Origin of the sequence: Escherichia sp. Marseille-Q3837 (genome assembly GCF_916618735.1) — a bacterium.
In the GTDB taxonomy this organism is placed as follows: Bacteria; Pseudomonadota; Gammaproteobacteria; order Enterobacterales; family Enterobacteriaceae; genus Escherichia; species Escherichia ruysiae.
On sequence record NZ_CAKAKC010000001.1, the window covers coordinates 4,249,698 to 4,276,207 of the forward strand.

Annotated in this window: 24 protein-coding genes and 1 other annotated feature; of the genes, 8 read left to right on the forward strand and 16 right to left on the reverse strand. The window is 52.2% G+C overall.

The genetic code is table 11. The annotated features are described in order from the left end of the window. The 4 genes from LG381_RS20415 to glsA form a co-directional block, all read right to left on the reverse strand. Entirely contained in the window at positions 1 to 651 is a 651-nt protein-coding gene (locus tag LG381_RS20415; RefSeq protein WP_300980034.1) for a BapA prefix-like domain-containing protein, read from the reverse strand. Positions 652 to 854: 203 nt separating this feature from the next. Beyond that, entirely contained in the window at positions 855 to 2,210 is a 1,356-nt protein-coding gene (locus tag LG381_RS20420; protein ID WP_000113318.1) for a TolC family outer membrane protein, read from the reverse strand. Positions 2,211 to 2,553: 343 nt separating this feature from the next. Beyond that, a complete protein-coding gene (locus LG381_RS20425; protein ID WP_000982146.1) occupies positions 2,554 to 3,846 on the reverse strand; it encodes an APC family permease in 1,293 nt (430 codons plus the stop codon). Positions 3,847 to 3,848: 2 nt separating this feature from the next. Continuing rightward, entirely contained in the window at positions 3,849 to 4,781 is a 933-nt protein-coding gene (gene glsA / locus LG381_RS20430) for a glutaminase A (RefSeq protein WP_085460466.1), read from the reverse strand. A 261-nt stretch (positions 4,782 to 5,042) separates the two neighbouring features. Here glsA and copA point away from each other — a divergent pair, with 261 nt between their 5' ends. After that, complete coding sequence (gene copA, locus LG381_RS20435) at positions 5,043 to 7,547, forward strand: copper-exporting P-type ATPase CopA (protein ID WP_225762859.1); 2,505 nt, start codon at positions 5,043 to 5,045, stop codon at positions 7,545 to 7,547. Between the two features lie 57 nt (positions 7,548 to 7,604). Here the strand turns inward: copA and LG381_RS20440 are convergent, their stop codons facing one another. After that, positions 7,605 to 7,946, reverse strand: a complete 342-nt coding sequence (locus LG381_RS20440; protein WP_000806439.1) for a HigA family addiction module antitoxin — start codon at positions 7,944 to 7,946, stop codon at positions 7,605 to 7,607. Positions 7,947 to 7,981: 35 nt separating this feature from the next. Continuing rightward, entirely contained in the window at positions 7,982 to 8,284 is a 303-nt protein-coding gene (locus LG381_RS20445; protein ID WP_225762860.1) for a type II toxin-antitoxin system RelE/ParE family toxin, read from the reverse strand. Between the two features lie 132 nt (positions 8,285 to 8,416). On the opposite strand from LG381_RS20445, the gene LG381_RS20450 reads away from it, so the two are divergent. Together LG381_RS20450 and ybaK are read left to right on the forward strand one after the other, a co-directional pair. Continuing rightward, positions 8,417 to 9,211, forward strand: a complete 795-nt coding sequence (locus LG381_RS20450; protein WP_000365146.1) for a TraB/GumN family protein — start codon at positions 8,417 to 8,419, stop codon at positions 9,209 to 9,211. Between the two features lie 204 nt (positions 9,212 to 9,415). Next, on the forward strand, positions 9,416 to 9,895 hold the full coding sequence (gene ybaK / locus LG381_RS20455) for a Cys-tRNA(Pro)/Cys-tRNA(Cys) deacylase YbaK (protein WP_000186623.1): 480 nt from the start codon (positions 9,416 to 9,418) through the stop codon (positions 9,893 to 9,895). 36 nt (positions 9,896 to 9,931) lie between these two features. Here ybaK and ushA read toward each other — a convergent pair whose 3' ends face one another. Further along, positions 9,932 to 11,584 (reverse strand): bifunctional UDP-sugar hydrolase/5'-nucleotidase, encoded by a 1,653-nt coding sequence (gene ushA / locus LG381_RS20460; protein ID WP_000670591.1) that lies wholly within the window; start codon positions 11,582 to 11,584, stop codon positions 9,932 to 9,934. 220 nt (positions 11,585 to 11,804) lie between these two features. Between ushA and fsr the strand changes: the two genes are divergently transcribed. Both fsr and ybaL read left to right on the forward strand, forming a co-directional pair. Next, complete coding sequence (gene fsr, locus LG381_RS20465; RefSeq protein WP_001251623.1) at positions 11,805 to 13,025, forward strand: fosmidomycin MFS transporter; 1,221 nt, start codon at positions 11,805 to 11,807, stop codon at positions 13,023 to 13,025. 237 nt (positions 13,026 to 13,262) lie between these two features. After that, positions 13,263 to 14,939 carry a YbaL family putative K(+) efflux transporter gene (gene ybaL, locus LG381_RS20470; RefSeq protein WP_000546195.1) on the forward strand — a complete coding sequence of 559 codons (1,677 nt, stop codon included), beginning with the start codon at positions 13,263 to 13,265 and terminating at the stop codon, positions 14,937 to 14,939. Positions 14,940 to 15,056: 117 nt separating this feature from the next. On the opposite strand, the gene gsk is transcribed toward ybaL, so the two are convergent. Then, a complete protein-coding gene (gene gsk / locus LG381_RS20475) occupies positions 15,057 to 16,361 on the reverse strand; it encodes an inosine/guanosine kinase (protein ID WP_000671589.1) in 1,305 nt (434 codons plus the stop codon). Positions 16,362 to 16,512: 151 nt separating this feature from the next. Between gsk and aes the strand changes: the two genes are divergently transcribed. Next, on the forward strand, positions 16,513 to 17,472 hold the full coding sequence (aes, locus tag LG381_RS20480; protein WP_225762861.1) for an acetyl esterase: 960 nt from the start codon (positions 16,513 to 16,515) through the stop codon (positions 17,470 to 17,472). On the opposite strand, the gene hemH is transcribed toward aes, so the two are convergent. The 8 genes from hemH to LG381_RS20520 form a co-directional block, all read right to left on the reverse strand. Continuing rightward, positions 17,469 to 18,431, reverse strand: coding sequence for a ferrochelatase (gene hemH, locus LG381_RS20485; protein ID WP_001250121.1), 963 nt, complete (start codon positions 18,429 to 18,431; stop codon positions 17,469 to 17,471). The two genes, aes and hemH, sit on opposite strands and share 4 nt — an antisense overlap. 227 nt (positions 18,432 to 18,658) lie before the next feature. Continuing rightward, positions 18,659 to 19,303 carry an adenylate kinase gene (adk, locus tag LG381_RS20490; protein WP_001313630.1) on the reverse strand — a complete coding sequence of 215 codons (645 nt, stop codon included), beginning with the start codon at positions 19,301 to 19,303 and terminating at the stop codon, positions 18,659 to 18,661. Positions 19,304 to 19,561: 258 nt separating this feature from the next. Continuing rightward, positions 19,562 to 21,436: a molecular chaperone HtpG gene (gene htpG / locus LG381_RS20495; RefSeq protein WP_000678201.1), complete on the reverse strand. Its 1,875-nt coding sequence runs from the start codon at positions 21,434 to 21,436 to the stop codon at positions 19,562 to 19,564. A gap of 109 nt (positions 21,437 to 21,545) precedes the next feature. Beyond that, positions 21,546 to 22,151: a recombination mediator RecR gene (gene recR, locus LG381_RS20500; protein ID WP_128458782.1), complete on the reverse strand. Its 606-nt coding sequence runs from the start codon at positions 22,149 to 22,151 to the stop codon at positions 21,546 to 21,548. Then, positions 22,151 to 22,480: a YbaB/EbfC family nucleoid-associated protein gene (locus tag LG381_RS20505; RefSeq protein WP_001515903.1), complete on the reverse strand. Its 330-nt coding sequence runs from the start codon at positions 22,478 to 22,480 to the stop codon at positions 22,151 to 22,153. The genes recR and LG381_RS20505 overlap by 1 nt, the downstream gene beginning before the upstream one ends. Positions 22,481 to 22,532: 52 nt before the next feature. Then, positions 22,533 to 24,464, reverse strand: coding sequence for a DNA polymerase III subunit gamma/tau (dnaX, locus tag LG381_RS20510; RefSeq protein WP_000122041.1), 1,932 nt, complete (start codon positions 24,462 to 24,464; stop codon positions 22,533 to 22,535). Next, positions 23,136 to 23,200, reverse strand: a sequence feature (DnaX frameshifting element). (Overlaps the previous gene by 65 nt.) 118 nt (positions 24,465 to 24,582) lie before the next feature. Next, on the reverse strand, positions 24,583 to 25,134 hold the full coding sequence (apt, locus tag LG381_RS20515; RefSeq protein WP_001515901.1) for an adenine phosphoribosyltransferase: 552 nt from the start codon (positions 25,132 to 25,134) through the stop codon (positions 24,583 to 24,585). Positions 25,135 to 25,286: 152 nt separating this feature from the next. After that, the gene (locus tag LG381_RS20520; RefSeq protein WP_001188910.1) at positions 25,287 to 25,664 is read right to left on the reverse strand and encodes a DUF454 family protein; all 378 of its coding nucleotides are present in this window, start codon (positions 25,662 to 25,664) and stop codon (positions 25,287 to 25,289) included. A 69-nt stretch (positions 25,665 to 25,733) separates the two neighbouring features. On the opposite strand from LG381_RS20520, the gene priC reads away from it, so the two are divergent. After that, positions 25,734 to 26,261 carry a primosomal replication protein N'' gene (priC, locus tag LG381_RS20525; RefSeq protein WP_032224799.1) on the forward strand — a complete coding sequence of 176 codons (528 nt, stop codon included), beginning with the start codon at positions 25,734 to 25,736 and terminating at the stop codon, positions 26,259 to 26,261. A 13-nt stretch (positions 26,262 to 26,274) separates the two neighbouring features. Then, on the forward strand, positions 26,275 to 26,442 hold the full coding sequence (rsmS, locus tag LG381_RS20530) for a pleiotropic regulatory protein RsmS (protein WP_000051156.1): 168 nt from the start codon (positions 26,275 to 26,277) through the stop codon (positions 26,440 to 26,442). The last annotated feature ends 68 nt before the right edge of the window (positions 26,443 to 26,510 follow it).

The window sequence follows — 26,510 nt, forward strand, 5'->3', positions numbered from 1 at the left end:
CTAGGTATGTTCACCTGCGCTTTGCGTGGGTAAAGAGACGCTCCAGTGCCCGTTGCTGTCTACCTGAGCACTGGCAATAGTATTGCCGTTGCTGTCTTTGATTTGGATGGTCGCACCCGCCTGCCCGCTACCGCTAAAGGTTGGCGTGGTGTCATCGGTGATGTCATTGGTGGCAAGAATACCGCGCTGATCGCCCTGATTATCGGTGACTAAAAATGATGGGGTCGCATTGCCTGGCTCGGCGGGTGGCGGAGGGTTGTTAACCACTTCAGTTTTTGAATCGTCATCGCCACCGCTTGCCAGTAAAGCGCCAAGCGCACCGCCACCTACCGCCGCACCGGCTAACCATCCCCACGGGAAGGTGCTGGTCTGAGCAACGGTATCAAGAAATGGCGCAATGCTTTCAATCGCAGTGGTCTGGGCAGTCAGTTCTACGGGGGCTAATCCCCCCGCTGCGGCATCGGCAAAGGTGACGTGGGTTAGCTGTTGCCCATCAGCAAACACCAGTTCCGATTGTTCAGTGGTATTTGCCGCTTGCAGGAAATAGCCGTTGCAACGGATAACCGTGCCATCCTGCATATAGATCAGCAGATCATTTCCTTCGCGAACGTAACGCGCAACGGCAGATGCCTGAGCATGAACCTGCACCACAGAGGGCTCATAAATAACAACCGTAACGCGCCAGGATTAATCAGCGTTTGTTTGACGGATGTTTTACGCGAAATAACATCAATAATCAGGCTCATAATGGCATTCCTGATAAATGGCGCACATCCTTAGCGAGTCCATTTATCTAAATAAGACAAAGGTAATAACTCAACAACGATGCCTACCTGATATTAATAATGGCAGGATTATTTTAAATCGGGTAAGTCGTTGTATAAGCCCTGTTTAATTCCCGCTAATGGAATAAGGTTATTAACCGCAGCGGCATAATTTACTGCGGCAACCCAGCCATCATAACTGGCATTTATTTCAGCCGATTGCGCCTGAAAGACATCTTGCTCGACGGTTAATAGATCATTCAGACTGCGTTTACCTAATTTATATTCATTTTGATACACATCTCGCGTTTTGTGCGCACTTTCGGATTGCGCTAAACCGGCTTCTTCGCGCCCCCGTGCGCCAGTCCAGTTGGCATACGCCACCGATGCCCGTTGTAATACATCCAGTTTTGCCTGTTCGACCTGCGAGGCGGAGATTTTTTGTTGCCCTTCGGCCTGTTGTACCTGGGCAGAAACCGCACCGCCCTGATACAACGGCGCGTTAACGTTCAGCTGTAACTGGTCGTCCCAGTACGAGCGATCGCTGGTCTGGTAGCGCGTTTTGCCTCCCTGAATACTAAGCGTCGGCCAGTATTGCGCTTTGGTTTTTTCCACGCCGTACTGTGCCGACTGGCGTAAATTTTCTGCCGCCAGCACCAGCGGAATGGACTGGTAATCAATATTTTTTAGCGATACCGGCTGCTCGGCTAATTCCGCAGGTGGCGCGGCTATCGCCTCCGGCTGTACGCCAGTCAGCACCGCCAGTTGCGCTTTGGCGCTCGCCATTTGCGCCTGATATTGCTCCAGCGTCGAGCGCATTCCGGCAATGCGTGTCTGAGCCTGCAATTCATCAGAAGATGAGTTCAGGCCGGCGTTGGCGCGCAGTGCCGCCATGTTGTAGACATTTTCCAGCGAGTGGATATTACGTTGAGCCGCATCGCACAAAGCCTGATAACGGCTAACTTCCATATAGGTGGTCGCCGTTTTCTCTGCGACATCGGTTAGGGTTGCCATCAATTTAAAGCGGTAGCTGTCACGAGCGGCAGTTTGCAGTTTGATATCGTTGTTCGTTTTACCAAAGTCATACACCAACTGCGTCAGGGTTATGCCATACGAAACGTTGTTATCAAGCCTGCCGCTGGAGTCCGTTTGTCGGGACGGCCCCGCGTTACCGGTTAAGCCAACGTGCGGATACCAGGCACTTTTGGCTTCATCGATTTGCGCTTCGCCAATACCTATCTGCGCCGCCTGTTGGGTGACGTCGGGGTTTCGCGCAAATGCGCGTAATATACTTTCCTGTAAGGATAAACTGGCAACCGACGTAACCGCAGGGGCGTTAGCCCATTGTGGTAATGGCGCTGCAAGCGCGTTTTCTCCCATCACAATAAAACTTATTAAAAATATCAGGCATTTATTTTTACGGTTTTTTAATTGTAATCGCGCCATAGATAAGTCACTTCCTTCCAGGTCATTATTTTAACTAGTTTTTATAACCAGCCTCATTTTATTTAAGAAGGGTAATAACTTGTGCATCTCTTTCGTTTTTATTCCCCCTATTAAAAGAAATGCAGCTAAAAAGCTTATACGTTATTTATTAAGAATACACTACGAGTTTTAGATTACCATCATCCGCATTGAGAATAATCCATAGTAAGAAGTGATAAGAATCACAGTTTTATCGTGTATATACCATTTTTTTGTGACTTATTTATTAAAAGTATAAGACGGAGGGTTTGATTAAGAAAAAAAATAAAGGCGCAGCACAGAAAGCACTGCGCGCAGGTAGATTTTATATGGTTTTATTCCGTTTCATTACCATTGCCACAATAAGGCTTAGTAATAGTGCGCCAATAATCCACATCAGTGCGCTGCTGCCCTGGGACCATAGACTGTAAATAAAACCGATGATTACCAATAGCATGACCATCATACCGACAACGAGGATTGGCAACGAGGCGTGAATATCATGACGCAGACGGATCGCCACCACAAACACCGCAAGGTAGCAGATCAAAAAGGTGGCGCTGGCAACACTGGCCAGGGAACCTAAATTAAGCGCCGCCGTCATCAGCATGATCAACACCACTATGATGATGTTACCCCACGTACTCTGCCGCCACAGGGATTTATTCATTAGCTTCGGCAGTTCACGCTCGCTGCCCATGTTGTCCATGATATTAAACACCGCAAACAGGTTTGCGTTGATGGCTGATGCCGTCGCCAGCAAAGCACCTATCACCACTATCACATAACCCACATGCCCAAGCAGTGGAGAAGCGGCCTGCGCTACGGCGGTATCGGCATATTTTTCTAACTCTAATGCCGAAACATCACTAAGCAGCACCAGTGCCAGGGAAATATAGAGCAGTGTGGTAACGCCTATCGCCAGCAAAAATGCTCGCGGCATAATGACCGCCGGATCTTTCACTTTATCCGCCGCGTTTGCCATCATGCCAAAGCCCGCATAAGCAAGGAAGGTAATCCCGATACAAGAGAAGAATGCGCCGGAGCTGGGGGGCGCAGAGACGGAAATATGCGCCGGTTGCAGCGACCAGACGCCCGCAATAATCAGCAACAACAGGATCATCATTTTGATGCCGACAAGGATCACTTCCAGTCGCCCTACCGCATGGTTGCTTAAGGAGTTGAACAGCGTCATCAGGGCAATGATCGCCAGCGCGTAGAGCAAAATAAGATGCTCATCCTGGCTGCCCTCATGCAAAAACTGCACAGCATAAGCACCAAAGGCACGGGCAACCATCGCGATACTCACCGCCAGCGTCATCAGGTACAGCAACGAGAGCGCCAGCGAAAAAACACCGTTGCCTAACCCCCGGCGAAAGAAGTCAATAATCCCGCCATTGCTGGGATAACTTGCACCAAGGCGCGCATAGGCATATCCGGAAAACATCGCCACAATGCCGCCAAAAGCAAAAGCGACCCAGGTCGAGGCTTCCATTAGCAACGCCGCTTGCCCCAACAGGGCAAAGATCCCCGCCCCCACCATCGCCCCGATACCTATGGAAACCACATTCCATAGTCCCAGAGGTTTGTCACCGTTATTACCTTCCGTGTTCATCATGATCAGCCCTTAAACACGTTATAGCCGAGTTGTTTAGCGACCGATGCCACCATTTTTTGTCCACGAACACTGTTGCCTTCTTCATCCAACGGTGGCGAGAACGCGGCAATCCCCATCACGCCAGGCACTACCGCCAGAATGCCGCCACCGACGCCGCTTTTGCCGGGTAAGCCAACGCGATACGCCCAGTCACCAGAGCGACCATACAGCCCTTCCATCATCATTTCGGCCAGGATGTACGGCACATTGTCAGCCTGGAGAACGCGTTTTTGGCTTAGCGGATTAACACCGCCCGCCGCCAGTGTCGCGCCAAGCGTAGCCAGCTCAACGGTATTGATAAGCGTGGAGCACTGGCGGGTGTACACATCACAGGCTTCCATCGCATCGCAATAGAGATATCCAGAGGAATACAGCAGCCAGGCAATCGCCCGGTTGTGGAAGTTGGTGGTCTGTTCCGACTGGTTCACTTCCTCAGAAAGCGCCACCTGCTCACCAGCAAGTTGTTGTTGGATGTGTAAAATTCTCTGCCAGCGTTGTTCAGCATTATCGGCTTTGATCAGACTGGTAGTGGCGATAGCGCCTGCATTCACCAGCGGCGACAACGGCTTGCCACCATGAAGTTCTAAGGCAATGACTGAGTTAAAAGGCAATCCGGTCGGGTCAGCGCCAATTTTGTCCTGCACCGCCTGCGGGCCGACATCTTCCAGCGCGAGGGCTAAAGTACAGACTTTCGAGATGGATTCCAGCGCAAAGCGGTAATCACTATCACCCGCGCGATAGACGTTGCCATCGCAAGTCACAATAGCTACCCCCGCCAGTTGGCTGGGGACATTCGCCAGAAAGGGAATGTAATCGGCATTTTGCCCGCCGCTAAGTGAGTGAAATTGGACATATGCCTGATCCACTGCCTGCTGTAAATTTTTTGCATCTGACATCTGTTGTTAACTCCTTTTTATAGATGCGGGAGGCTATTCCTCATCCCGATGCCAATTTTCAGGCATCCTGATTTAACTTAGCACCCGCAACTTAACCAAAGGAAAACAAAGAGATAAATGTCTAATCCTGATGCAAATTGAGCCAATCTTTTAATCTCCACCGCGTTTTCATTGCGCTACGAAATAATTTCTTGACCTTCCCCTTGCTGGAAGGTTTACCCTTTATCACAGTCAGTCAAAACTGTCTTAAAGGAGTACGTTATGTCACAAACTATCGACCTGACCCTGGACGGCCTGTCCTGCGGTCACTGCGTTAAACGCGTGAAAGAAAGTCTCGAACAGCGCCCGGACGTTGAGCAGGCAGATGTGTCAATTACTGAAGCGCACGTCACCGGTACTGCCAGCGCGGAACAGCTTATCGAAACCATCAAGCAAGCGGGTTATGACGCATCTGTAAGCCACCCAAAGGCTAAACCGCTGGCGGAGTCATCAATCCCGTCGGAAGCACTGACAGCGGTTTCTGATGAGCTTCCGGCAGCAACCGCCGATGACGACGATAGCCAGCAGTTGCTGTTGAGCGGCATGAGCTGCGCCAGCTGTGTCACCCGCGTACAAAATGCGCTGCAAAGCGTACCGGGCGTCACCCAGGCACGGGTAAACCTGGCGGAGCGCACTGCGCTGGTGATGGGCAGTGCCTCCGCACAAGATTTAGTGCAGGCGGTGGAAAAAGCGGGCTACGGCGCAGAAGCGATTGAAGATGACGCTAAACGACGTGAGCGCCAGCAGGAAACAGCCGTCGCTACCATGAAACGCTTCCGCTGGCAGGCGATTGTCGCTCTGGCGGTGGGTATCCCGGTAATGGTCTGGGGGATGATCGGCGATAACATGATGGTCACCGCCGACAACCGCAGCCTGTGGCTGGTTATTGGGCTGATAACCCTGGCGGTTATGGTTTTCGCTGGCGGACATTTTTACCGCAGTGCATGGAAGAGCCTGCTCAACGGCGCGGCGACGATGGATACGCTGGTGGCGCTGGGTACTGGCGTGGCATGGCTCTATTCAATGAGCGTTAACCTGTGGCCGCAGTGGTTTCCGATGGAAGCACGACATCTTTATTACGAAGCCAGCGCGATGATTATCGGTCTGATCAACCTCGGTCATATGCTGGAAGCGCGTGCGCGTCAGCGTTCTTCAAAGGCGCTGGAGAAATTACTCGATTTAACCCCGCCGACGGCGCGACTGGTTACTGACGAAGGTGAAAAGAGTGTGCCGCTGGCAGACGTTCAGCTAGGTATGTTGCTGCGCCTGACAACCGGTGACCGTGTGCCGGTGGATGGCGAAATCACTCAGGGTGAAGCGTGGCTGGATGAGGCGATGTTAACGGGCGAACCTATTCCACAGCAAAAAGGCGAAGGCGATAGCGTTCATGCCGGGACAGTGGTACAGGACGGTAGTGTGCTGTTTCGCGCCAGCGCAGTCGGCAGCCATACCACGCTGTCGCGGATCATTCGCATGGTGCGCCAGGCTCAGAGCAGTAAGCCAGAAATCGGTCAACTGGCGGATAAAATCTCTGCCGTGTTTGTGCCGGTGGTAGTGGTGATTGCGTTGATCAGTGCGGCAATCTGGTATTTCTTTGGACCCGCACCGCAAATTGTTTATACCCTGGTGATTGCCACCACGGTGCTGATTATCGCCTGTCCGTGTGCGCTGGGGCTGGCAACGCCGATGTCGATTATTTCCGGCGTCGGGCGCGCGGCAGAATTTGGGGTGCTGGTGCGTGACGCCGATGCGCTGCAACGTGCCAGTACGCTCGACACCGTGGTGTTCGATAAAACCGGGACGCTGACCGAAGGTAAACCACAGGTTGTCGCAGTAAAAACGTTTGCTGATGTTGATGAAGCGCAGGCATTGCGTCTGGCGGCGGCACTGGAGCAAGGTTCCAGCCATCCGCTGGCGCGGGCAATCCTCGATAAAGCAGGCGATATCACACTGCCACAGGTCAATAGCTTCCGTACATTGCGCGGACTGGGGGTAAGTGGAGAAGCGGAAGGCCATTCACTGCTGCTGGGGAATCAGGCTCTGTTAAATGACCAGCAAGTCGATACGAAAGCGATTGAAGCTGATATTTCAGCCCAGGCATCACAAGGCGCAACGCCGGTGTTACTGGCCGTTGATGGCAAAGCGGTGGCTCTGTTGGCGGTACGCGATCCATTGCGTAGCGATAGCGTGGCGGCGCTGCAACGTCTGCATAAAGCGGGATATCGTCTGGTAATGTTAACCGGCGATAACCCAACCACCGCCAATGCGATCGCCAAAGAAGCAGGGATTGATGAAGTGATTGCGGGTGTATTGCCGGATGGAAAAGCCGAAGCGATTAAACGTCTGCAAAGCGAGGGTCGCCAGGTAGCAATGGTGGGCGACGGCATTAACGACGCGCCGGCGCTGGCCCAGGCGGATGTCGGTATTGCAATGGGTGGCGGGAGTGATGTTGCCATTGAAACAGCGGCGATTACCCTGATGCGCCATAGCCTGATGGGGGTTGCAGACGCACTCGCCATCTCCCGCGCGACGCTACGCAATATGAAGCAAAACCTGCTTGGCGCGTTTATCTACAACAGTATCGGTATTCCGGTCGCCGCCGGTATTTTGTGGCCGTTCACCGGAACACTGCTTAACCCGGTGGTCGCCGGAGCGGCAATGGCGCTCTCGTCGATTACGGTGGTGAGTAACGCTAACCGATTGCTGCGGTTTAAACCGAAGGAATAAGTATGTCATTGCGGATGCGCTGCTTTAGGGTGGCGCATCCGTTATAGGGAAATGATTCTACGCGACCTTTTTTGCACGCTCTTCACGGCGTGCCAAATATTCAGCCACTGTTTCAATCCGTCCCAATTCTTCCTGGGTGCGCATGTTGTTTTCAACTTCCCAAAGATCAACTGCCGCCTGGAGGTTTAGCCAAAAATCGACTGTGGTATCAAAAACTTTCGCCAGACGAAATGCCATATCAGTGGTGAGTTTACGATTATTATTGATCAGTGCACTGACGCTATTACGATGAACATGCAGCAACTCTGCTAACTCATTGATTTTCAAATCGAGCGGTTCCAGATATTCATAGAGAAGAATATCTCCGGGTGTCGTCGGTTTTCTTGTTGCCTGTTTCATGGTTTTACCTTTCTCGTCAATACGACAGCTATGTTTTAGTAGTTGTGTGGATCTAAAAACAATTCTTCGGCCTTGCCATTAACCCATTTAAATATCAGTTGGTACTGTTTATCCACTCTAATGGAGGAGTATTCCTGCAATTTCCCCGATAACTCTTCGTACCGGTTTCCTGGTGGGGAACGTAAATCCCGATGGGAAGTGGCAGCATTAATGATGTCCAATTTTCTTGATAACGCGTTATGGATTTCAGCAGGGATCTTTCGATGTGGCGTTGAGTGGACAAAAAAATCAGCCAGCCAGGGATCACGAAAACTCCTTATGTTGATTTTTTGAGCCATTCCATTCTCATCTCCTTGTCCATTATTTAATCATTATAATGCACACAAGCACTGTGCATAAGTGCAATAATCAACTCCATTTGCGCCATCCCTCCCCGCGCGCTAGCATGATATTTCACAAAGGGAGGTCGTATGGATCTGTTGTACCGGGTAAAAACACTTTGGGCCGCGCTGCGCGGTAATCATTACACCTGGCCTGCCATCGATATCTCCCTCCCCGGCAATCGCCATTTTCATCTGATTGGCAGTATTCATATGGGTAGCCACGATATGGCTCCTCTACCCGCCCGTTTGCTTAAAAAGCTCAAACAAGCCGATGCGCTGATTGTCGAGGCAGATGTTTCCACCAGCGATACGCCTTTTGCTAATTTGCCTGCCTGCGAGGCGCTGGAAGAGCGCATCAGCGAAGAACAATTACAAAATCTGCAGCACATCAGCCAGGAAATGGGCATTTCTCCGTCGCTCTTTTCTACCCAACCACTGTGGCAAATCGCGATGGTTCTCCAGGCGACGCAGGCGCAAAAACTGGGGCTGCGGGCAGAATATGGTATCGATTACCAGCTATTGCAGGCGGCGAAACAACAACATAAGCCCGTGATTGAACTGGAAGGGGCAGAAAATCAGATTGCCATGTTGCTCCAGCTCCCCGACAAAGGACTGGCGCTGCTGGACGATACGCTGACCCACTGGCATACCAACGCACGGCTACTACAACAAATGATGAGCTGGTGGCTGAATGCGCCGCCGCAAAATAATGAAATAACGCTGCCCAATACGTTCAGCCAGTCGCTGTACGACGTGTTGATGCATCAGCGAAATCTTGCCTGGCGGGATAAATTACGGGCTATGCCACCGGGGCGCTATGTGGTCGCGGTCGGTGCGTTACATCTGTATGGAGAAGGGAATTTGCCACAAATGTTGCGCTAAAAAAAATGGCCAATATCGCTATTGGCCCGTCAAAGAGGAATTTCATATTTTTATTATTATGCCGTCACTTTAAGCGACGGTGTAACTCGATTGTCGCTCAATCTCACCATCCTGCCAATACTATTAGGCAAGATGACTCTTTTTTTTGAGCCGCCATCAGGCGTATGCTTTCTCCGTTTTTTTGTTTAAGGCAGGAAAATTACGATGACACCCGCAGTTAAATTACTCGAAAAAAACAAAATTTCATTCCAGATTCATACCTACGATCACGATCCGGCTGAAACCAACTTTGGCGATGAAGTGGTCAAAAAATTAGGCTTGAATGCAGATCAGGTCTACAAAACGCTGCTGGTCGCAGTGAACGGCGATATGAAACATCTGGCGGTGGCCGTTACGCCGGTCGCCGGTCAACTGGATCTTAAAAAGGTGGCAAAGGCGCTGGGTGCCAAAAAGGTAGAGATGGCCGATCCGATGGTGGCACAGCGTTCGACGGGATATTTAGTTGGGGGAATTAGCCCACTAGGACAGAAAAAACGTCTGCCGACGATTATTGATGCCCCCGCGCAAGAATTTGCCACTATTTATGTTTCCGGTGGCAAGCGCGGACTGGATATTGAACTTGCGGCAGGCGATCTGGCGAAGATCCTCGATGCGAAATTTGCCGATATCGCCCGCCGGGATTAAGCATTGTGCCGGATGCAAACATCCGGCACTTTCAGATTACTGCCAGCTCACCTCACCTTTCGGCTCATACGCGCTCGCATCCAGCGGCGAGTTTTTCTGGATATAGTCTTTCAGCACTTCAGCATCTATAAAGCCGGTATTGACATAGCCCGGTTTGTTATCAAGGCGCGGATAACCATCACCGCCGGTGGCATTGAAGTTTAACGTCGCCATGCGGTAAGTTTTTGCCGGATCGACCGGTTCGCCTTTGATTTTCAGGTCGTTAAGTTTGCCATCTTTCGCCACAAAGCTGACGTTGGCAAATTGCGGATAGGCACCGGAATCCGGCTTCATTTGTGCAACGGCGGTCAGGTAATCAATCACTTCCTTACCGCTCATGTCGGCATACACCACCACATTGCCGAACGGCTGCACTTTCAGCACGTTTTTATAACTGATGTTACCCGCGTCGATGGAGTCACGAATTCCGCCTCCGCTCATCACCGCAAAGTCGGCTCCGGTGCGATCCATTTGTGCTGCCAGAATCAACCGTCCCATATTGGTCTGTACGAAACGAACTTTGCTGCGGTCGCCTTCAAGACGGTCACTAACCTCACCAATTTTCACTTCCAGCTGTGCTTTGCCTTTGTTCTGGAACGGTGATAACAGCGAGATCATTTGCTGGTTTTCGGCGATTTCCGGGGTGTACAGCACGCGTTCGCTTTTTCCGTCTTCCCAGGTCACTTTTTTCTTCAGGTTCACCGGAATCAACTGGTAATTGACCATTTTCATTTCGCCATTGCGAAACTCAAAATCGGCTCGTCCCACATACTTGCCCCACTCATGCGCCTGGACAATCCAGATGCCGTTTTGTTGATCCGGCTTGCAAGGTGTACCCGGCACATAATCGACCTGTTTTTTATTTTCTGCTGCCATGCAGACCGGATCTTGCGAGTGACCGCCGACAATCATCGCCAACGATCCGGCAGGCAGGCTGCGCGCCATCTCTACATCGCCCGGTGCGTTTGAACCGTGTTCGCCATTGTCGTAATGCCCCATATGTGTGGCTGCAATAATAATGTCCGGCTTTTCTGTCTGTTGCAGTTCCTGAATCACCAGCTTCGCTTCGTCGGCAGGTTTACGAAATTCAATGTCGGTGAAATATTCCGGGTTACCAATTTTCGCCGTGTCATCGGTCGTCAGACCAATTACCGCGATTTTCAGATCCTGACGCTTAAACAACGCCCAGGGTTTAAACAAACGCTCGCCGGTACTTTTTTGATAGATATTGGCGGAGAGCAACGGGAACTTTGCCCATTTTTCCTGCTGACGTAATACGGTGAGCGGGTTATCAAATTCATGATTACCGATTGCCATCGCGTCATAACCCACCAGATTCATGCCGCGAAAATCCGGTTCGGCGTCCTGTAAATCAGACTCTGGAACACCAGTGTTAATGTCACCTCCAGAAAGTAACAGCACGCTACCACCTTCAGCCGCGACTTCTTTGCGGATACCATCCACCAGCGTTTTTTGCGCCGCCAGACCATATTCGCCATATTCATTACGCCAGAAATGACCGTGGTGGTCGTTGGTATGAAGTACCGTAATTTTGTAGGTTTTATCCTGCTCATAAGCCTGGGCGGTTTCACTCGCCAGTGTAAATGCGGCTAATAGTGCTAATGCCACACCCCGCTGCAAAAACTTCATATTTCTCTCTCCCTGACCAGATATCAACGTGTTGAAAATTAGTATGACGCGACATAATAGACAAGTCTGTGTTCGGTGATGGTAAATCTACATACAAAAATGGAAATTCTGTATTAAGCATTGAGACTTCCTTCAGACAGCGCATACAGGTATGTTAGTCGGGTAATAATCACAAATAAGATCATTCTTTACATCGCAACTCTGAAAAAGTGACTTTCCTATGGCAATGAGTGAACAAACCCAGCCTGCGGCGGGCGCGGCTGCATCGACCACTAAGGCTCGCACATCATTTGGTATTTTAGGCGCAATCAGCCTCTCGCATCTGCTGAACGACATGATCCAATCGCTGATTCTGGCGATTTATCCGCTGCTTCAGTCAGAGTTTTCCCTGACGTTTATGCAGATTGGGATGATTACCCTCACCTTTCAGCTCGCCTCTTCGCTGTTGCAACCGGTAGTCGGTTACTGGACAGATAAATACCCAATGCCGTGGTCATTACCGATTGGCATGTGCTTTACCATGAGCGGCCTGATACTGCTGGCGCTGGCGGGTAGTTTTGGCACGGTTCTGCTGGCGGCGGCGCTGGTCGGTACGGGTTCGTCGGTCTTTCACCCGGAATCTTCCCGCGTGGCGCGTATGGCGTCTGGTGGACGTCATGGCCTGGCGCAATCTATCTTCCAGGTAGGCGGTAACTTTGGTAGTTCGTTGGGGCCATTGCTGGCGGCGGTGATCATCGCCCCTTACGGCAAAGGCAACGTTGCATGGTTTGTGCTGGCGGCATTGCTGGCTATCGTGGTACTGGCGCAAATCAGCCGTTGGTACTCTGCACAGCATCGGATGAGTAAAGGCAAACCGAAAGCAATAATAATCAATCCACTGCCGCGTAATAAGGTCGTGCTGGCTGTCTGTGTGCTGTTAGTGCTGATTTTCTCGAAATATTTCTATATGGCGAGCATCAGCAGCTATTACACCTTTTATCTGATGCAAAAATTCGGATTATCTATCCAGAATGCCCAGCTTCATCTGTTTGCCTTCCTGTTTGCCGTCGCGGCGGGTACGGTGATTGGCGGGCCTGTAGGCGATAAAATCGGTCGAAAATATGTGATTTGGGGCTCTATCCTCGGCGTTGCGCCATTTACCTTGATTTTACCCTACGCCAGCCTGTACTGGACGGGGGTTTTAACGGTGATTATTGGATTTATCCTCGCCTCGGCGTTTTCCGCCATTCTGGTCTACGCTCAGGAGCTACTTCCGGGACGTATCGGCATGGTTTCTGGACTGTTTTTCGGTTTTGCTTTCGGTATGGGGGGGCTGGGCGCTGCGGTTCTGGGGCTTATCGCCGATCATACCAGTATCGAGTTAGTTTATAAAATCTGTGCTTTCCTTCCACTTCTTGGTATGTTGACCATATTCCTGCCTGATAACCGGCATAAATCCTGATTTCCATGCAGCCAAAGGTAAACTTTGGCTGCTTCATTTTGCAGTAGCCATAAGCCTTTCCTCTTCATACACCTTATCACTTTTCCGATCCGTGCCTTTTTTGCGGTTAATTCCATTTTTCTGCAAAATTCAACAATTATTCATAAACATCAACCATGAAATTGTCATAAACTATTACCTGTAATTTTGGTTTTCCCAGCCAAAAATGGACAACAACCACCAGGAACAGGAGACGGAATGCATCACGCCACCCCGCTTATCACCACCATTGTTGGCGGCCTTGTGCTCGCTTTTATCCTCGGCATGATTGCTAATAAACTGCGTATTTCTCCTCTGGTGGGATATCTGTTAGCGGGCGTGCTGGCAGGGCCATTCACTCCAGGGTTTGTTGCCGATACCAAGCTGGCGCCGGAACTGGCGGAGCTGGGCGTTATTTTGCTGATGTTCGGCGTCGGTTTGCATTTTTCGCTCAAGGATTTGATGGCGGTAAAGTCCATTGCCATTCCCGGCGCGATCGCCCAGATAGCCGTGGCGACGCTGCTGGGTATGGCGCTCTCTGCCGTGCTGGGCTGGTCGTTAATGACCGGTATCGTGTTCGGTTTATGTCTTTCCACCGCCAGTACCGTGGTGTTACTGCGCGCACTTGAAGAACGGCAATTAATAGACAGTCAGCGCGGGCAAATCGCCATCGGCTGGTTGATTGTGGAAGATTTGGTGATGGTTCTGACGCTGGTGTTGCTGCCCGCAGTGGCAGGGATGCTGGAACAGGGCGATGTGGGCTTCGCGACGCTGGCGGTTGATATGGGGATCACCATCGGCAAGGTGGTAGCATTTATCGCCATAATGATGTTAGTGGGTCGCCGTCTGGTGCCGTGGATTATGGCACGCAGCGCGGCAACCGGTTCGCGTGAACTGTTTACCCTGTCGGTGCTGGCACTGGCGTTAGGCATTGCTTTTGGTGCGGTAGAACTGTTTGACGTCTCCTTTGCGCTCGGTGCATTCTTCGCTGGGATGGTGCTGAATGAATCCGAACTTAGCCACCGCGCCGCACACGATACGCTGCCATTGCGCGACGCCTTTGCGGTGCTGTTTTTTGTCTCCGTCGGGATGTTATTTGATCCGTTAATTCTGATTCAGCAACCGCTGGCAGTGCTGGCAACGCTGGCAATTATTCTGTTTGGTAAATCTGTCGCGGCACTGTTCCTCGTTCGGCTGTTTGGTCACTCCCAGCGCACGGCGTTAACCATCGCCGCCAGCCTCGCGCAGATTGGTGAGTTCGCGTTTATCCTGGCGGGACTGGGAATGGCATTGAATTTACTGCCGCAGGCCGGACAAAACCTGGTACTGGCAGGCGCGATCCTGTCGATTATGCTCAACCCGGTGCTGTTCGCGCTGCTGGAGAAATATCTGGCAAAAACCGAAACGCTGGAAGAACAGACGCTGGAAGAAGCTATCGAAGAAGAGAAGCAGATCCCGGTGGATATTTGCAACCATGCGCTACTGGTGGGCTACGGTCGTGTAGGCAGTCTGCTGGGGGAGAAATTACTCGCCTCTGATATTCCGTTAGTGGTGATTGAAACATCACGAACCCGTGTTGATGAGCTGCGAGAGCGCGGCGTTCGCGCGGTACTGGGCAACGCGGCGAATGAAGAGATCATGCAACTGGCGCATCTGGAGTGCGCGAAATGGCTGATTCTGACCATTCCTAACGGTTACGAAGCGGGCGAGATTGTGGCCTCTGCTCGCGCCAAAAACCCGGATATTGAGATTATCGCCCGCGCCCATTATGACGATGAGGTGGCGTATATCACCGAACGTGGCGCGAATCAGGTAGTGATGGGTGAACGTGAAATCGCCCGTACTATGCTGGAACTGCTGGAAACGCCACCGGCGGGTGAAGTGGTGACGGGGTAATACATTGACGCCATTGCCGGATGCGATGCTGCCGCATCTTATCCGGCCCACAGGTGCCATCTTCCGTAGGTCGGATAAGGCGTTTACGCCGCATCCGACTGTCATTGGTTCAATGGCTTAACGATCCCAGTAAGACTCTTCCAGGCTGTCTTCTCGCTCCGGCAGACCGCGCGTTAAACGTGGTGAATGCTGGTTCAGTACCTGATAGCTCACACGGTTAGCATATTTACACACCTGCGCTAACGACGAATAAGTCAGCCAGGTGAATTTATGCTTGCTGGAATTTGGCACGTTAGTGCGGTGATAGCTATTGGCGGTAATGTCATGCAACAGCGCCGCCAGCGCCCCATCACCGGCACCGTTAGTGTTCATGATTTTTTCTGGCCCGCCCATATACGGCGCAATGTGCGAATAGACGCGCAGCGGATTCTGGCAATCTTTGTGGCGCATGGCGCGGCTAAACTCATACTGGTTAAATTCCGCGATAGCGCCCGGCAACAGCGGATGCTGGGTTTTGCGTTTCGCTTCGTCTTCCGTAAAGCCCGCCATATACAAGCCGATTGGCCCGGCGGTGCACAGCACCAGATCAACCCAGTCCAGCGCCTTATCAGATGCCAGCAGCGGATCGCTCTCTCCGGTCAACGCTTCAGCTTCTTCTTCGTTCATCGCAAGGATGGAGACGTGTTCTTTGAGGAATTGCTGCCACCATTGCGGATTCTCGGCGATGACAAATTTAGTGCCCAGCGTCAGCACCACCGGTACGTTATATTTCTTCGCATACTCAATGGCTTTCATGGTCGCTTCCGGCATCGGTTCACCCGGCTTGCAACGCACCAGATAGGACGTTAATACCAGCGCCGAGGCTCCGGCGATAACATCTTCCGGAATGCTTTCTGCCCGTAACTGGTTCATATGACCTGGACTGATAGCAAAGGTACGTTCGCCAGACTCGCCAATCAGCGTAAAGCAACGACCAATCGGGCCATCCACACCCTGCAGATAGTTAAGATCGGTACGGCTGGATGTATTGCACAAGTAACGATAGGCGTAGCTGCCAATTTCAATATTGCTGCACATCACGCCCAGCAGCACCGAACGGTCGTCTGCCAGTACAGAATAGTTGTGCATGGTATTGCCAATAGTGCCACCTGCAAACTGATGAGTAATCAGGTTTTTCTGTTTCAGCTCCTGATAAAGTGCTTCAGCAACATCATCTTCAATGACCAGTGAATGCCCGGCGCTTAATCCATAACGTTCAATAAAATCGTCTTCCACTTTGGCTTCAATATCCACCAGCGTCTGGTCGATACCGACCACCCAGGCTGCGCTGGTTTCGTTTTCTGGTTGGATTTGCTGCAACAGCGGATCGCGTGCATTTACGGGGAAGTAATGTTTGGATTTACGTTTGCCGGGAAATTTCATGGTTGTTTTTACGGGTGGTTAACTGAGCGGCGAATGTTAACACAATCATGCCTGAACGCGCGAGACGCAGGCAGTTTCAATATCAGCCGACGGGATCGCATTTTCATGGGAGATGTTCCTTACAATGACGCAATTTGAAAGGAGTTTTTGCATGAAGCCGGAAAACAAACTACCCGTGCTGGAGCTAATCTCTGCCGAAATGAAGGCGGTTGTTAACACTCATCAGCCCGATTTACCGCCCTGGCCCGCAACGGGAACGATTGCCGAACAACGCCAGCATTATACGCTTGAGCGCCGATTCTGGAACGCTGACGCTCCAGAAATGGAAACCAGAGCTTACGCGGTTCCGACAAAATATGGTCAGGTAGAAGCACGGCAATTTTGTCCGAACCCGGATAGCCCGGCGACGCTGTTTTATCTACATGGCGGCGGTTTTATTCTCGGCAATCTCGATACCCACGATCGCATTATGCGTCTGCTGGCAAAGTACACCCAGTGTACGGTGATTGGCATTGATTACACCCTTTCGCCAGAAGCGCGTTTTCCGCAAGCGATAGAGGAAATCGTGGCGTCTTGTTGTCACTTCCACCAGCAGGCGGGCGATTATCAGATCAATATGTCACGCATTGGTTTTGCCGGTGATTCCGCTGGCGCCATGCTGGCGCTCGCCAGTGCTTTATGGTTGCGTGAAAAGCAGATCGATTGCGGCAAAGTTGTGGGTGTTTTGCTGTGGTATGGGCTTTACGGATTACGCGATTCCGTGACTCGTCGTCTGTTGGGGGGTGACTGGGATGGCTTAACGCAACAGGATTTGCAGATGTATGAAGAGGCGTATTTAAGCAACGACGCGGACCGCGAGTCGCCGTATTACTGTCTGTTTAATAATGATCTCACTCGCGAAGTTCCGCCCTGTTTTATTGCCGGGGCGGAGTTCGATCCGCTGCTGGATGACAGCCGTCTGCTTTACCAGACGTTAGCGGCGCATCAGCAGCCCTGTGAGTTCAAACTCTACCCAGGCACGCTGCACGCCTTTTTGCATTATTCACGGATGATGAAAACCGCCGACGATGCTCTTCGCGACGGCGCTCAATTCTTTACCGCTCAGCTTTAGCGATACGCGGCAACAAGATTAGCCATCATTTCGATATGTTCCGGTGTGGCATTAAGCGCCGGAATATATTCATATTTTTTTCCGCCTGCACCGAGGAAGACTTCACGGTTTTGCTCGGCAATCTCTTCCAGTGTTTCCAGACAATCCGCAGCAAAGCCCGGACACATCACCTGAATATGGCCGACACCTTTTTCTCCCAGCATTTTCAGCGTTTCGTCGGTATAAGGCATCAACCAGGGTTCCCGACCAAAGCGCGACTGGAAAGTCATCATCACTTTTTCCGGTGCCATTCCCAGCGCAGACGCCAGTTCACGAGTCGTTGTGCGACAACGTTGCGGATAATCATCGCCTTCATCCGCATAACGTTGCGGAATGCCATGATAAGAAAGCAACAGCAGATCCGGTTCGCCATGTTTAGCGAAAGAGGCGCGAACGCTATTCGCCAGCGCATTAATGTAATCGTGGTTATCGGCGTAATCGCGAATAAACGATATCCCCGGAATGCTACGTTTGCGCGCCAGAATGCGAGCCAGTTCATCCCACACCGCACCGACCGTTGAACAGGAGTATTGCGGGTAGAGCGGCAGTACCACGATATGATCAACATGTTCAGCCAGTAGTTCATCTACGGCGCTTTCCAGCGATGGCGTGCCGTAGCTCATTCCCAGCGCCACGGGCGTCTCCGGTAAACGTTGTGCCAGCGCCTGTTGTTGCTGGCGGCTGTAAACCATCAGCGGCGAGCCACCTTCCATCCAGACAGAGGCATACAGCTTCGCCACACGCGGCGAGCGCAGCGGCAAAATCACGCCGCGCAGCAATGGCCACCACAACAGCCGTGAAGTATCGACTACGCGTCTGTCGCTTAAAAATTGTTTCAGGTAGCGTTTTACCGCTTCAGGTGTGGGGGCATCGGGTGTGCCCAGGTTTGCCAGCAGGATACCGGTTTTTGTCTGACGCATTACCGCCTCTTATCGATTCAACTTGTTGATAATTGTAGCGGAAAAGTGAGGAAGAAGAACTAATTGCTGTGAGAGGTCAAATCAGAAAAAGGAATAACGCAGATTGAGGTTTTTGTAAAAGGCCGAATGAAAATCCGGCCTGAGATTGCTGATAAGTTTGCTTGTGCGAGCCTGTTCCCCTCACCCTCTCCCCGAGGGCAAGGGGACTATCCGTGCGCGCTTTCGAATTAACCGAGGATTTTTTCCAGAGCCGCGCGAACTTCAGCAACCGGTTTGGTGCCGTCGACTTTTGCGTATTTGGTGTTGCCCGCTTCCGCTTCTTTAGAGTAGTAGCCAATCAGCGGCGCAGTCATCTGATGGTATTCAACCAGACGTTTACGCACGGTTTCTTCCTGATCGTCTTTACGGGTAGTCAGTTCTTCACCGGTAACGTCGTCTTTGCCTTCTACTTTCGGCGGATTGAATTTAACGTGATAAACACGACCAGACGGCGCATGAACGCGGCGACCGACAATACGGTCAACGATCAGTTCGTCCGGTACGTCGAATTCCAGAACGTAATCAACATTGATGCCCGCTTCTTTCATCGCGTCTGCCTGCGGAATGGTACGCGGGAAGCCATCCAACAGGAAACCATTACGGCAGTCTTCCTGAGCAATGCGCTCTTTAACCAGCGCGATCACCAGTTCGTCGGTGACCAGTTTGCCAGCATCCATAATGTCTTTTGCTTGTTTACCCAGCTCGGAGCCAGATTTGACCGCAGCACGCAGCATATCGCCAGTGGAGATTTGCGGAATACCATATTTCTCCATGATGAACTGAGCCTGAGTCCCTTTCCCCGCGCCCGGAGCGCCAAGCAGAATGATACGCATTGCGAAAATCCCCTTAAAATGTGTCGAATTTTTTGAAAAAGCGATAAACGATACCACCAACAGGCAATTGCCTCAAGAAAGGCACATGGGGCTGAAACGGTTAAGGGGAGAAAGTTTGGGGGAAAGTGCGGTTGATGCCCCTCACCCCGGCCCTCTCCCCAAAGGGGCGAGGGTGAAAACCAGCGCAGTTCTTTAATATCTGCACGATCGATCCCCTCTCCCCTTTGAGGAGAGGGTTAGGGTAAGGGGGTAAAAGGCTTACGACACCAGCAGCTGGTTCATACGACGAATAAACAGGTTCGGATCTTCCAGCGTACCGCGTTCTGCCAGCAGCGCCTGATCCAGCAGCAGTTCTACCCACTCGCTGAACTTCGCTTCATCTTCAGTATCTGCCGCACGTTTCACCAGCACGTGATCCGGGTTCAGTTCGAAGATATATTTCACTTCTGGCACTTTCTGACCCGCCGCAGCGAACAGTTTCGCCATCTGAGTGCTCATTTCGTCCGCGTCAGTAGACACAATCGCTGGCGTATCGGTCAGACGGTGAGTCAGACGGACATCTTTCACACGCTCGCCGAGCAGGGCTTTCACACGGTCTATAAACGGAGTCAGTGCTTTCTCCGCTTCTTTCGCGCTCTCATCAACTTCGTCAGCCAGTTTTTCCAGCGACTCGTCAACTTTGGACACAGACTGGAACGGTTTACCGTCGAACTCAGTCAGATAGTTCATCATCCACTCATCGATGCGGTCAGAAAGGAGCAGAACTTCGATGCCTTTCTTACGCAGCAGTTCCAGGTGCGGGCTGCTCTTCGCTGCCGCGTAGCTGTCTGCGGTGATGTAGTAGATTTTCTCCTGCCCTTCTTTCATGCGGGAAACATAGTCTTCCAGAGACACGGTCTGCGCAGAAGAATCGGTATGGGTAGAAGCAAAACGCAGCAGTTTGGCGATCGCTTCCTGGTTAGCGAAATCTTCCGCCGGACCTTCTTTCAGTACCAGACCAAACTGTTGCCAGAAGGTCTGGTATTTTTCCGCGTCGTCTTTCGCCAGTTTTTCCAGCATTTGCAGCACACGCTTGGTCAGCGCATTGCGCAGGTTACGCGTTACCGTGCTGTCCTGGAGGATTTCACGGGAAACGTTCAGCGGCAGATCGCTGGAGTCAATCAGACCACGCACGAAGCGCAGATAGTTCGGCATAAACTGTTCTGCGTCGTCCATGATGAACACACGCTGGACGTACAGTTTCAGGCCGTGTTTGTGATCGCGGTTCCACATATCCCACGGTGCCTGCGACGGGATGTACAGCAGGCTGGTGTACTCCTGCTTACCTTCAACGCGGTTGTGGCTCCAGGTCAGCGGATCGTTAAAGTCGTGGGCGATGTGTTTGTAGAACTCTTTGTACTCTTCATCGGTGATTTCCGACTTGTTACGAGTCCACAGCGCCTGCGCTTTGTTGATTTTCTCCCAGGAGATAACGGTTTCGCCGTCTTTCTCTTCGCGTTTTTCGATCTCTACCGGCAGCGCGATATGGTCGGAGTATTTGCTGATGATGGAACGCACACGCCAGTCATCGAGAAACTCGTCTTCGCCTTCTCGCAGATGCAGGGTGATTTCAGTACCACGATCTTCTTTGGTGATGTCGGCAACGGTGTATTCACCTTCACCAGCCGATTCCCAGAAAACACCGTTTTCTGGTTTTTCGCCTGCCGCGCGAGTACGCACGGTCACTTTATCGGCCACGATAAATGCGGAGTAGAAACCAACACCAAACTGACCGATCAGCTGGCTGTCTTTCGCCTGATCAGACCCCAGAGATTCGAGGAACGATTTGGTGCCGGATTTAGCGATAGTCCCCAGGTGGTCGATCACTTCGTCGCGGGTCATCCCCACGCCGTTGTCGGAAATAGTCAGCGTGCGCTTGTCTTTATCGAAAGAGACACGAACGCGCAGTTCGCCATCACCTTCGTACAGATCCGGATTAGAGAGCGCGCGGAAACGCAGCTTGTCCGCCGCATCGGAGGCGTTAGAGATAAGCTCACGCAGGAAGATTTCTTTATTGGAATAGAGAGAATGGATCATCAGATGCAGAAGCTGCTTCACTTCTGACTGAAAACCACGAGTTTCTTGTCCTTTCATGTAGGTCTACCTCAATGATGCCATTTTAAGGTTAAAAACAGGATGAGGGAGAGATGGGGACAAGAGGGGGTAATTTCAAGCGAGAGCAGGTGATCCTGCTCTCGTTTGCTTAAAAACGAATCTTATGACGCCCGGCGAGTGAGTGCGACAGCGTGGTGCCATCGACCATTTCCAGTTCGCCGCCAACCGGTACGCCGTGGGCAATACGGCTGGCTTCCACGTCATACTGCGCGCAAAGCTCGGCAATGTAGTTAGCGGTGGCTTCACCTTCGACCGTTGGGTTGGTGGCGAGGATCACTTCGGTGATTTTTTCCTCCGCCAGACGCTGTTCCAGACGATCAAGTCCGATATCATCCGGGCCAATGCCGTCCAGCGGTGACAGGTGCCCCATCAACACAAAATAACGACCGGAAAACTGCCCCGTCTGCTCAATGGCGTAGATATCCGCAGGACTCTCTACCACGCAAATCTGACCGTTTTCCTGACGACGCGGGTTTGAACAGATGTTACAGACTTCCTGTTCAGTGAAGGTGCGGCAATCGGTGCAGTGACCGATTTCCGACATCGCCCGGGTGAGCGCCTGCGCCAGACGCATCCCGCCGCTACGATCGCGCTGAAGCAGCGTGAACGCCATACGCTGCGCTGACTTCGGGCCAACGCCCGGCAGACAGCGCAGTGCTTCCATAAGCTGTGTTAACAGCGGGCTGGTTTGCATCAGAACGGCATCTTAAAGCCTGGCGGCAACTGCATTCCGGAGGAAACAGAGGCCATTTTTTCTTTCTGAGTTTCTTCGATACGACGCGCCGCATCGTTGAATGCCGCAGCAACCAGATCTTCCAGCATCTCTTTGTCATCTTCCAGCAGGCTTGGGTCGATCTCAACGCGACGGCAGTTGTGTGCGCCGTTGATGGTCACTTTCACCAGACCTGCGCCGGATTCGCCGGTCACTTCCAGCTTCGCGATTTCTTCCTGCATCTGCTGCATTTTTTCTTGCATCTGCTGGGCCTGCTTCATCAGGTTGCCCAGACCGCCTTTACCAAACATAGGTTTCTCTCTCAATCACGTTAAGGATGACGATCGTAAGCTGTGCTTACGATCAAATGGGGCGGATACTTTCTTCATCCAGCTCCGCATCGAAGAATCGACGCAGGGTCTGAATATTATTATCCGCAATAATGGACTCGCGCGCCTGCGCAAGTTTTTCTTCGTATATCGCCTGACGCCACTCCAGCGGCGTACGCACCGCTGGATTATCATCTTCAACGATAGTCAGTTCAACCGTTGAGCCATTTAACGTACTCAACGCTTCAGCCAGTTTTTGTTGTGCACCGCTGTTATTCAAATGACGCTGAGAGGAGCGCAAATGCAGACACACCGTGTTGCCGTTCTCCTCTTTCCAGGCATTTAACGCCACCTGTTCGACCAGTTTTGGTAGCGAAAGTTGGCTCACCTGTGCTGCCCACGGATCGCGCTCAATGGCTTCTGCCGCCAGTTTCGCCGCCAGCTCTGGCGTTTTTTCATGTTCCAGCGCCTTTTTCAGCGCCTTCGGCGTGGCGACGACTTCTTTTTGTTGCATCACTGGGGTGGTTGCCTTCCAGCGATACGCTTCTTTTTTGGCTGGCGCTTTTTCCAGCGCCGATGGTGCCGGACGCGACTGAACGCGATCGGTGACCGAAGCCAGTCTTTCCAGCGCAGCGTTATTCACCGGCCGCGCGCGGGTAGCGGCTGCCGGTTCACTCTTTTTTGCTTTGGTTGCTCCCTGTGCGCGCTGTAGTTGCTGGCGCGCCGCCAGCACCTGGCTGGTGGTTTCTGAGAGCGGTACGGTCGGTGCCTGCTGCGGCGCTGATTGCGGCTGTGGCGGCACCTGCATTGGCGTCATTACCGCCGTCGGCGCGACTGGCGCAAAGGACTGGCGCGGCACTTCCGGTTCGGGTAGAGGCATACGCGGATGGAACGCCAGCGCGCGCAATAGCGTCATTTCAACGCCCATGCGTCTGTCCGGCGCATACGGTAATTCTTTGCGACCAATCAATAGCGTCTGGTAGTAAAGCTGAATATCTGTTGGCGGCACGGTACGTGCCAGTTCACGCATCCGCAGCTCAATGGCAGCCATGTCATTGCCAAGCGCAGCAGGCGAAAGCTGTACCATCGCAATGCGGTGCAGCAGGCCGAGCATTTCCACCAGCAACGCTTCCCACTCAATACCACGAGCAGCGGCTTCATTAATCAGCGCCATTACGCGCTCGCCGTTGGCTTCCACCATCGCTTCTACCAGCGACAGCGCCTGATCGTCGTCGAGCGTACCGAGCATCGAACTGACCGCCTGGGTCGAAACCTGACCATCACCGCTGGCAATCGCCTGGTCAGTCAGACTTAACGCGTCTCGCAGGCTGCCTTCAGCGGCGCGCGCCAGCAGTTGCAGCGCCCGAGGCTCGTGGGCGATATGTTCTTCGTTGAGAATGTGCTCAAGCTGATGACGAATTTGCTCGACATCCAGCGCCTTGAGATGAAATTGCAGACAGCGCGACAAAATCGTCACCGGCAATTTCTGCGGATCGGTGGTTGCCAGCAGAAACTTCACATGCTCTGGTGGCTCTTCAAGGGTTTTTAACAGTGCGTTGAAGCTGTGGCGCGACAGCATATGCACTTCGTCGATCAGATAGACTTTAAAGCGACCGCGCGCTGGCGCGTACTGAACGTTATCCAGCAGGTCGCGGGTATCTTCGACTTTGGTGCGCGAGGCGGCATCGATCTCAATCAGATCAACAAAGCGCCCCTGTTCGATTTCGCGGCAGTTATCGCATACGCCGCACGGCGTCGCGGTAATGCCTGTTTCGCAGTTTAGCCCCTTCGCCAGCAGTCGGGCGATAGAGGTTTTTCCGACGCCACGGGTGCCGGAAAAAAGATAAGCATGATGAATACGCCCTAACGACAAGCCGTTCGCCAGTGCGGTCAGCACATGTTCCTGGCCGACGACGTCAGCAAAGGTTTGTGGGCGCCATTTTCGGGCTAAGACCTGATAACTCATTGGCAGGCTCTGAAACGCTGGAAGGTGGATTCACGAAGGGGTAATGCTAACACAGCCCCGTCAGAACGGCGAGGCTGAATGTACATCTTGTGCTGCCCATGGCGCGGGCTGTCGAAAATTAGTGGCCCGGGAACGGGACAAGGCTATAACAGGTAATGCCTTGATTTTCGAGACGCTGTTCACCGCCGAGGTCGAACAAATTAATGATGAATGCAGCGTCAGTGACTTCACCGCCCAGACGACGGATCAATTTCACTGTCGCCTCAATGGTGCCCCCAGTTGCCAGCAAATCGTCGACTACCAATACTTTGTCACCTGGTTTAATGGCATCAACGTGGATTTCCAGCTTATCGGTGCCGTATTCCAGTTCGTAAGTTTCGCTGATGGTTTCGCGCGGCAGTTTGCCCGGTTTACGTACCGGTACAAAACCTACGCCCAGACCCAATGCTACCGGAGCACCAAACAAGAAGCCACGTGCTTCGGTGCCGACAACTTTGGTAATACCCGCATTTTTGTAACGCTCAACCAGCAGGTCGATGCTGAGAGCGTAAGCTTTCGGGTCTTCCAGTAAGCTGGTGACATCACGGAACAGAATGCCGGGTTTTGGGTAGTCCTGAATGCTTTTGATGCTATTTTTGAGATACTCAAGCTGCTGTGCAGTCGCGGTCATAAGTGTATGCCTGCTTGTTACGGTGGTACTCACGGCGCGTTTTAAACGTATCAAAAGTAACTTTTGTTTAACCTTTGACCGCCTGCGCCTGTGCTCGAAAACGCCAGAATGTACTGGCTGTGCGCGATAATTGCAACAGCGATTGTTGTGCTTCAGTGCTTTTCTTGCTTTTCATCAATCACCGGGATTCGCCACATAAAAATCAGCAAACAAGTGAGGATCACCAGCAACAAAATGCGTACCCACACCATATGCACAAACCATAGTGAAATAGCAAAAGTCACGAGTATCAATAAAATCGCCCGTGGTTTTGCGCCACGCGGCATTGCATGGTATTTCTGCCAGAAACGTAAATAGCTGCCAAACCATGAGCGGTACAACAGCCAGGCGTGAAAACGCGGGGAAGAGCGCGCAAAGCACCAGGCCGCCAACAGGATAAACGGCGTAGTCGGCAATACCGGTAATACCACGCCCAGCGTCCCCAACACTACCGCCAGCCAGCCAATGATGATTAAAATGATTCGTTGCATATTGAGTGTTGTCAGCTTACAGAGTGGCTACTTTAGCATAACAATTATCATTTTCATTGAGGTCTTATCGTGAAAACTACCTTGCTGCTGGAAAAACTGGAAGGTCAGCTCGCCACGCTGCGCCAGCGTTGTGTCCCGGTGGCGCAGTTCAGCACGTTAAGCGCCCGTTTCGACAGGCATCTTTTTCAGACTCGCGCGACAACGTTACAGGCTTGTCTTGATGAGGCGGGCGATAACATGGCTGCGCTTCGTCACGCAGTCGAACAGCAGCAGCTGCCGCAAGTAGCCTGGCTGGCAGAACACCTGGTCGCCCAACTGGAAGCGATTGCCCGTGAAGCGGCATCCTGGTCACTGCGCGAGTGGGACAGCGCGCCACCCAAAATTGCCCGCTGGCAACGAAAAAGGATTCAACATCAGGATTTTGAACGGCGATTACGTGAGATGGTAGCGGAACGTAAATCCCGTCTGGCGCAGGCAACCGATCTCGTAGAGCAGCAAACGCTGCATCGTGAAGTAGAAGCCTATGAAGCGCGTCTGGCGCGGTGTCGCCATGCGCTGGAAAAAATCGAAAACAGGTTAGCGCGTTTAACCCGCTAACAATGGAGAGAGTATGTCACTGGAAAATGCCCCTGACGATGTCAAACTGGCCGTCGATTTGATTGTGCTGCTGGAGGAAAATCAGATCCCTGCCAGTACCGTGCTGCGCGCCCTTGATATTGTAAAACGTGATTATGAAAAGAAATTAACGCGCGATGATGAGGCGCAAAGCGAAAAATAAATGGGGTGGCTAGATGCCGTCCCTGCGATTGCTGACAAACTCGCTTACGGGTCAAAACGGGCACGGCT

Bases quoted from the DNA above. Each gene is read 5' to 3' on its own strand.
- LG381_RS20420 (WP_000113318.1), bottom strand. From the start codon at position 2,210: ATGGCGCGATTACAATTAAAAAACCGTAAAAATAAATGCCTGATATTT.
- LG381_RS20425 (WP_000982146.1), bottom strand. From the start codon at position 3,846: ATGATGAACACGGAAGGTAATAACGGTGACAAACCTCTGGGACTATGG.
- glsA (WP_085460466.1), bottom strand. From the start codon at position 4,781: ATGTCAGATGCAAAAAATTTACAGCAGGCAGTGGATCAGGCATATGTC.
- copA (WP_225762859.1), top strand. From the start codon at position 5,043: ATGTCACAAACTATCGACCTGACCCTGGACGGCCTGTCCTGCGGTCAC.
- LG381_RS20440 (WP_000806439.1), bottom strand. From the start codon at position 7,946: ATGAAACAGGCAACAAGAAAACCGACGACACCCGGAGATATTCTTCTC.
- LG381_RS20445 (WP_225762860.1), bottom strand. From the start codon at position 8,284: ATGGCTCAAAAAATCAACATAAGGAGTTTTCGTGATCCCTGGCTGGCT.
- LG381_RS20450 (WP_000365146.1), top strand. From the start codon at position 8,417: ATGGATCTGTTGTACCGGGTAAAAACACTTTGGGCCGCGCTGCGCGGT.
- ybaK (WP_000186623.1), top strand. From the start codon at position 9,416: ATGACACCCGCAGTTAAATTACTCGAAAAAAACAAAATTTCATTCCAG.
- ushA (WP_000670591.1), bottom strand. From the start codon at position 11,584: ATGAAGTTTTTGCAGCGGGGTGTGGCATTAGCACTATTAGCCGCATTT.
- fsr (WP_001251623.1), top strand. From the start codon at position 11,805: ATGGCAATGAGTGAACAAACCCAGCCTGCGGCGGGCGCGGCTGCATCG.
- ybaL (WP_000546195.1), top strand. From the start codon at position 13,263: ATGCATCACGCCACCCCGCTTATCACCACCATTGTTGGCGGCCTTGTG.
- gsk (WP_000671589.1), bottom strand. From the start codon at position 16,361: ATGAAATTTCCCGGCAAACGTAAATCCAAACATTACTTCCCCGTAAAT.
- aes (WP_225762861.1), top strand. From the start codon at position 16,513: ATGAAGCCGGAAAACAAACTACCCGTGCTGGAGCTAATCTCTGCCGAA.
- hemH (WP_001250121.1), bottom strand. From the start codon at position 18,431: ATGCGTCAGACAAAAACCGGTATCCTGCTGGCAAACCTGGGCACACCC.
- adk (WP_001313630.1), bottom strand. From the start codon at position 19,303: ATGCGTATCATTCTGCTTGGCGCTCCGGGCGCGGGGAAAGGGACTCAG.
- htpG (WP_000678201.1), bottom strand. From the start codon at position 21,436: ATGAAAGGACAAGAAACTCGTGGTTTTCAGTCAGAAGTGAAGCAGCTT.
- recR (WP_128458782.1), bottom strand. From the start codon at position 22,151: ATGCAAACCAGCCCGCTGTTAACACAGCTTATGGAAGCACTGCGCTGT.
- LG381_RS20505 (WP_001515903.1), bottom strand. From the start codon at position 22,480: ATGTTTGGTAAAGGCGGTCTGGGCAACCTGATGAAGCAGGCCCAGCAG.
- dnaX (WP_000122041.1), bottom strand. From the start codon at position 24,464: ATGAGTTATCAGGTCTTAGCCCGAAAATGGCGCCCACAAACCTTTGCT.
- apt (WP_001515901.1), bottom strand. From the start codon at position 25,134: ATGACCGCGACTGCACAGCAGCTTGAGTATCTCAAAAATAGCATCAAA.
- LG381_RS20520 (WP_001188910.1), bottom strand. From the start codon at position 25,664: ATGCAACGAATCATTTTAATCATCATTGGCTGGCTGGCGGTAGTGTTG.
- rsmS (WP_000051156.1), top strand. From the start codon at position 26,275: ATGTCACTGGAAAATGCCCCTGACGATGTCAAACTGGCCGTCGATTTG.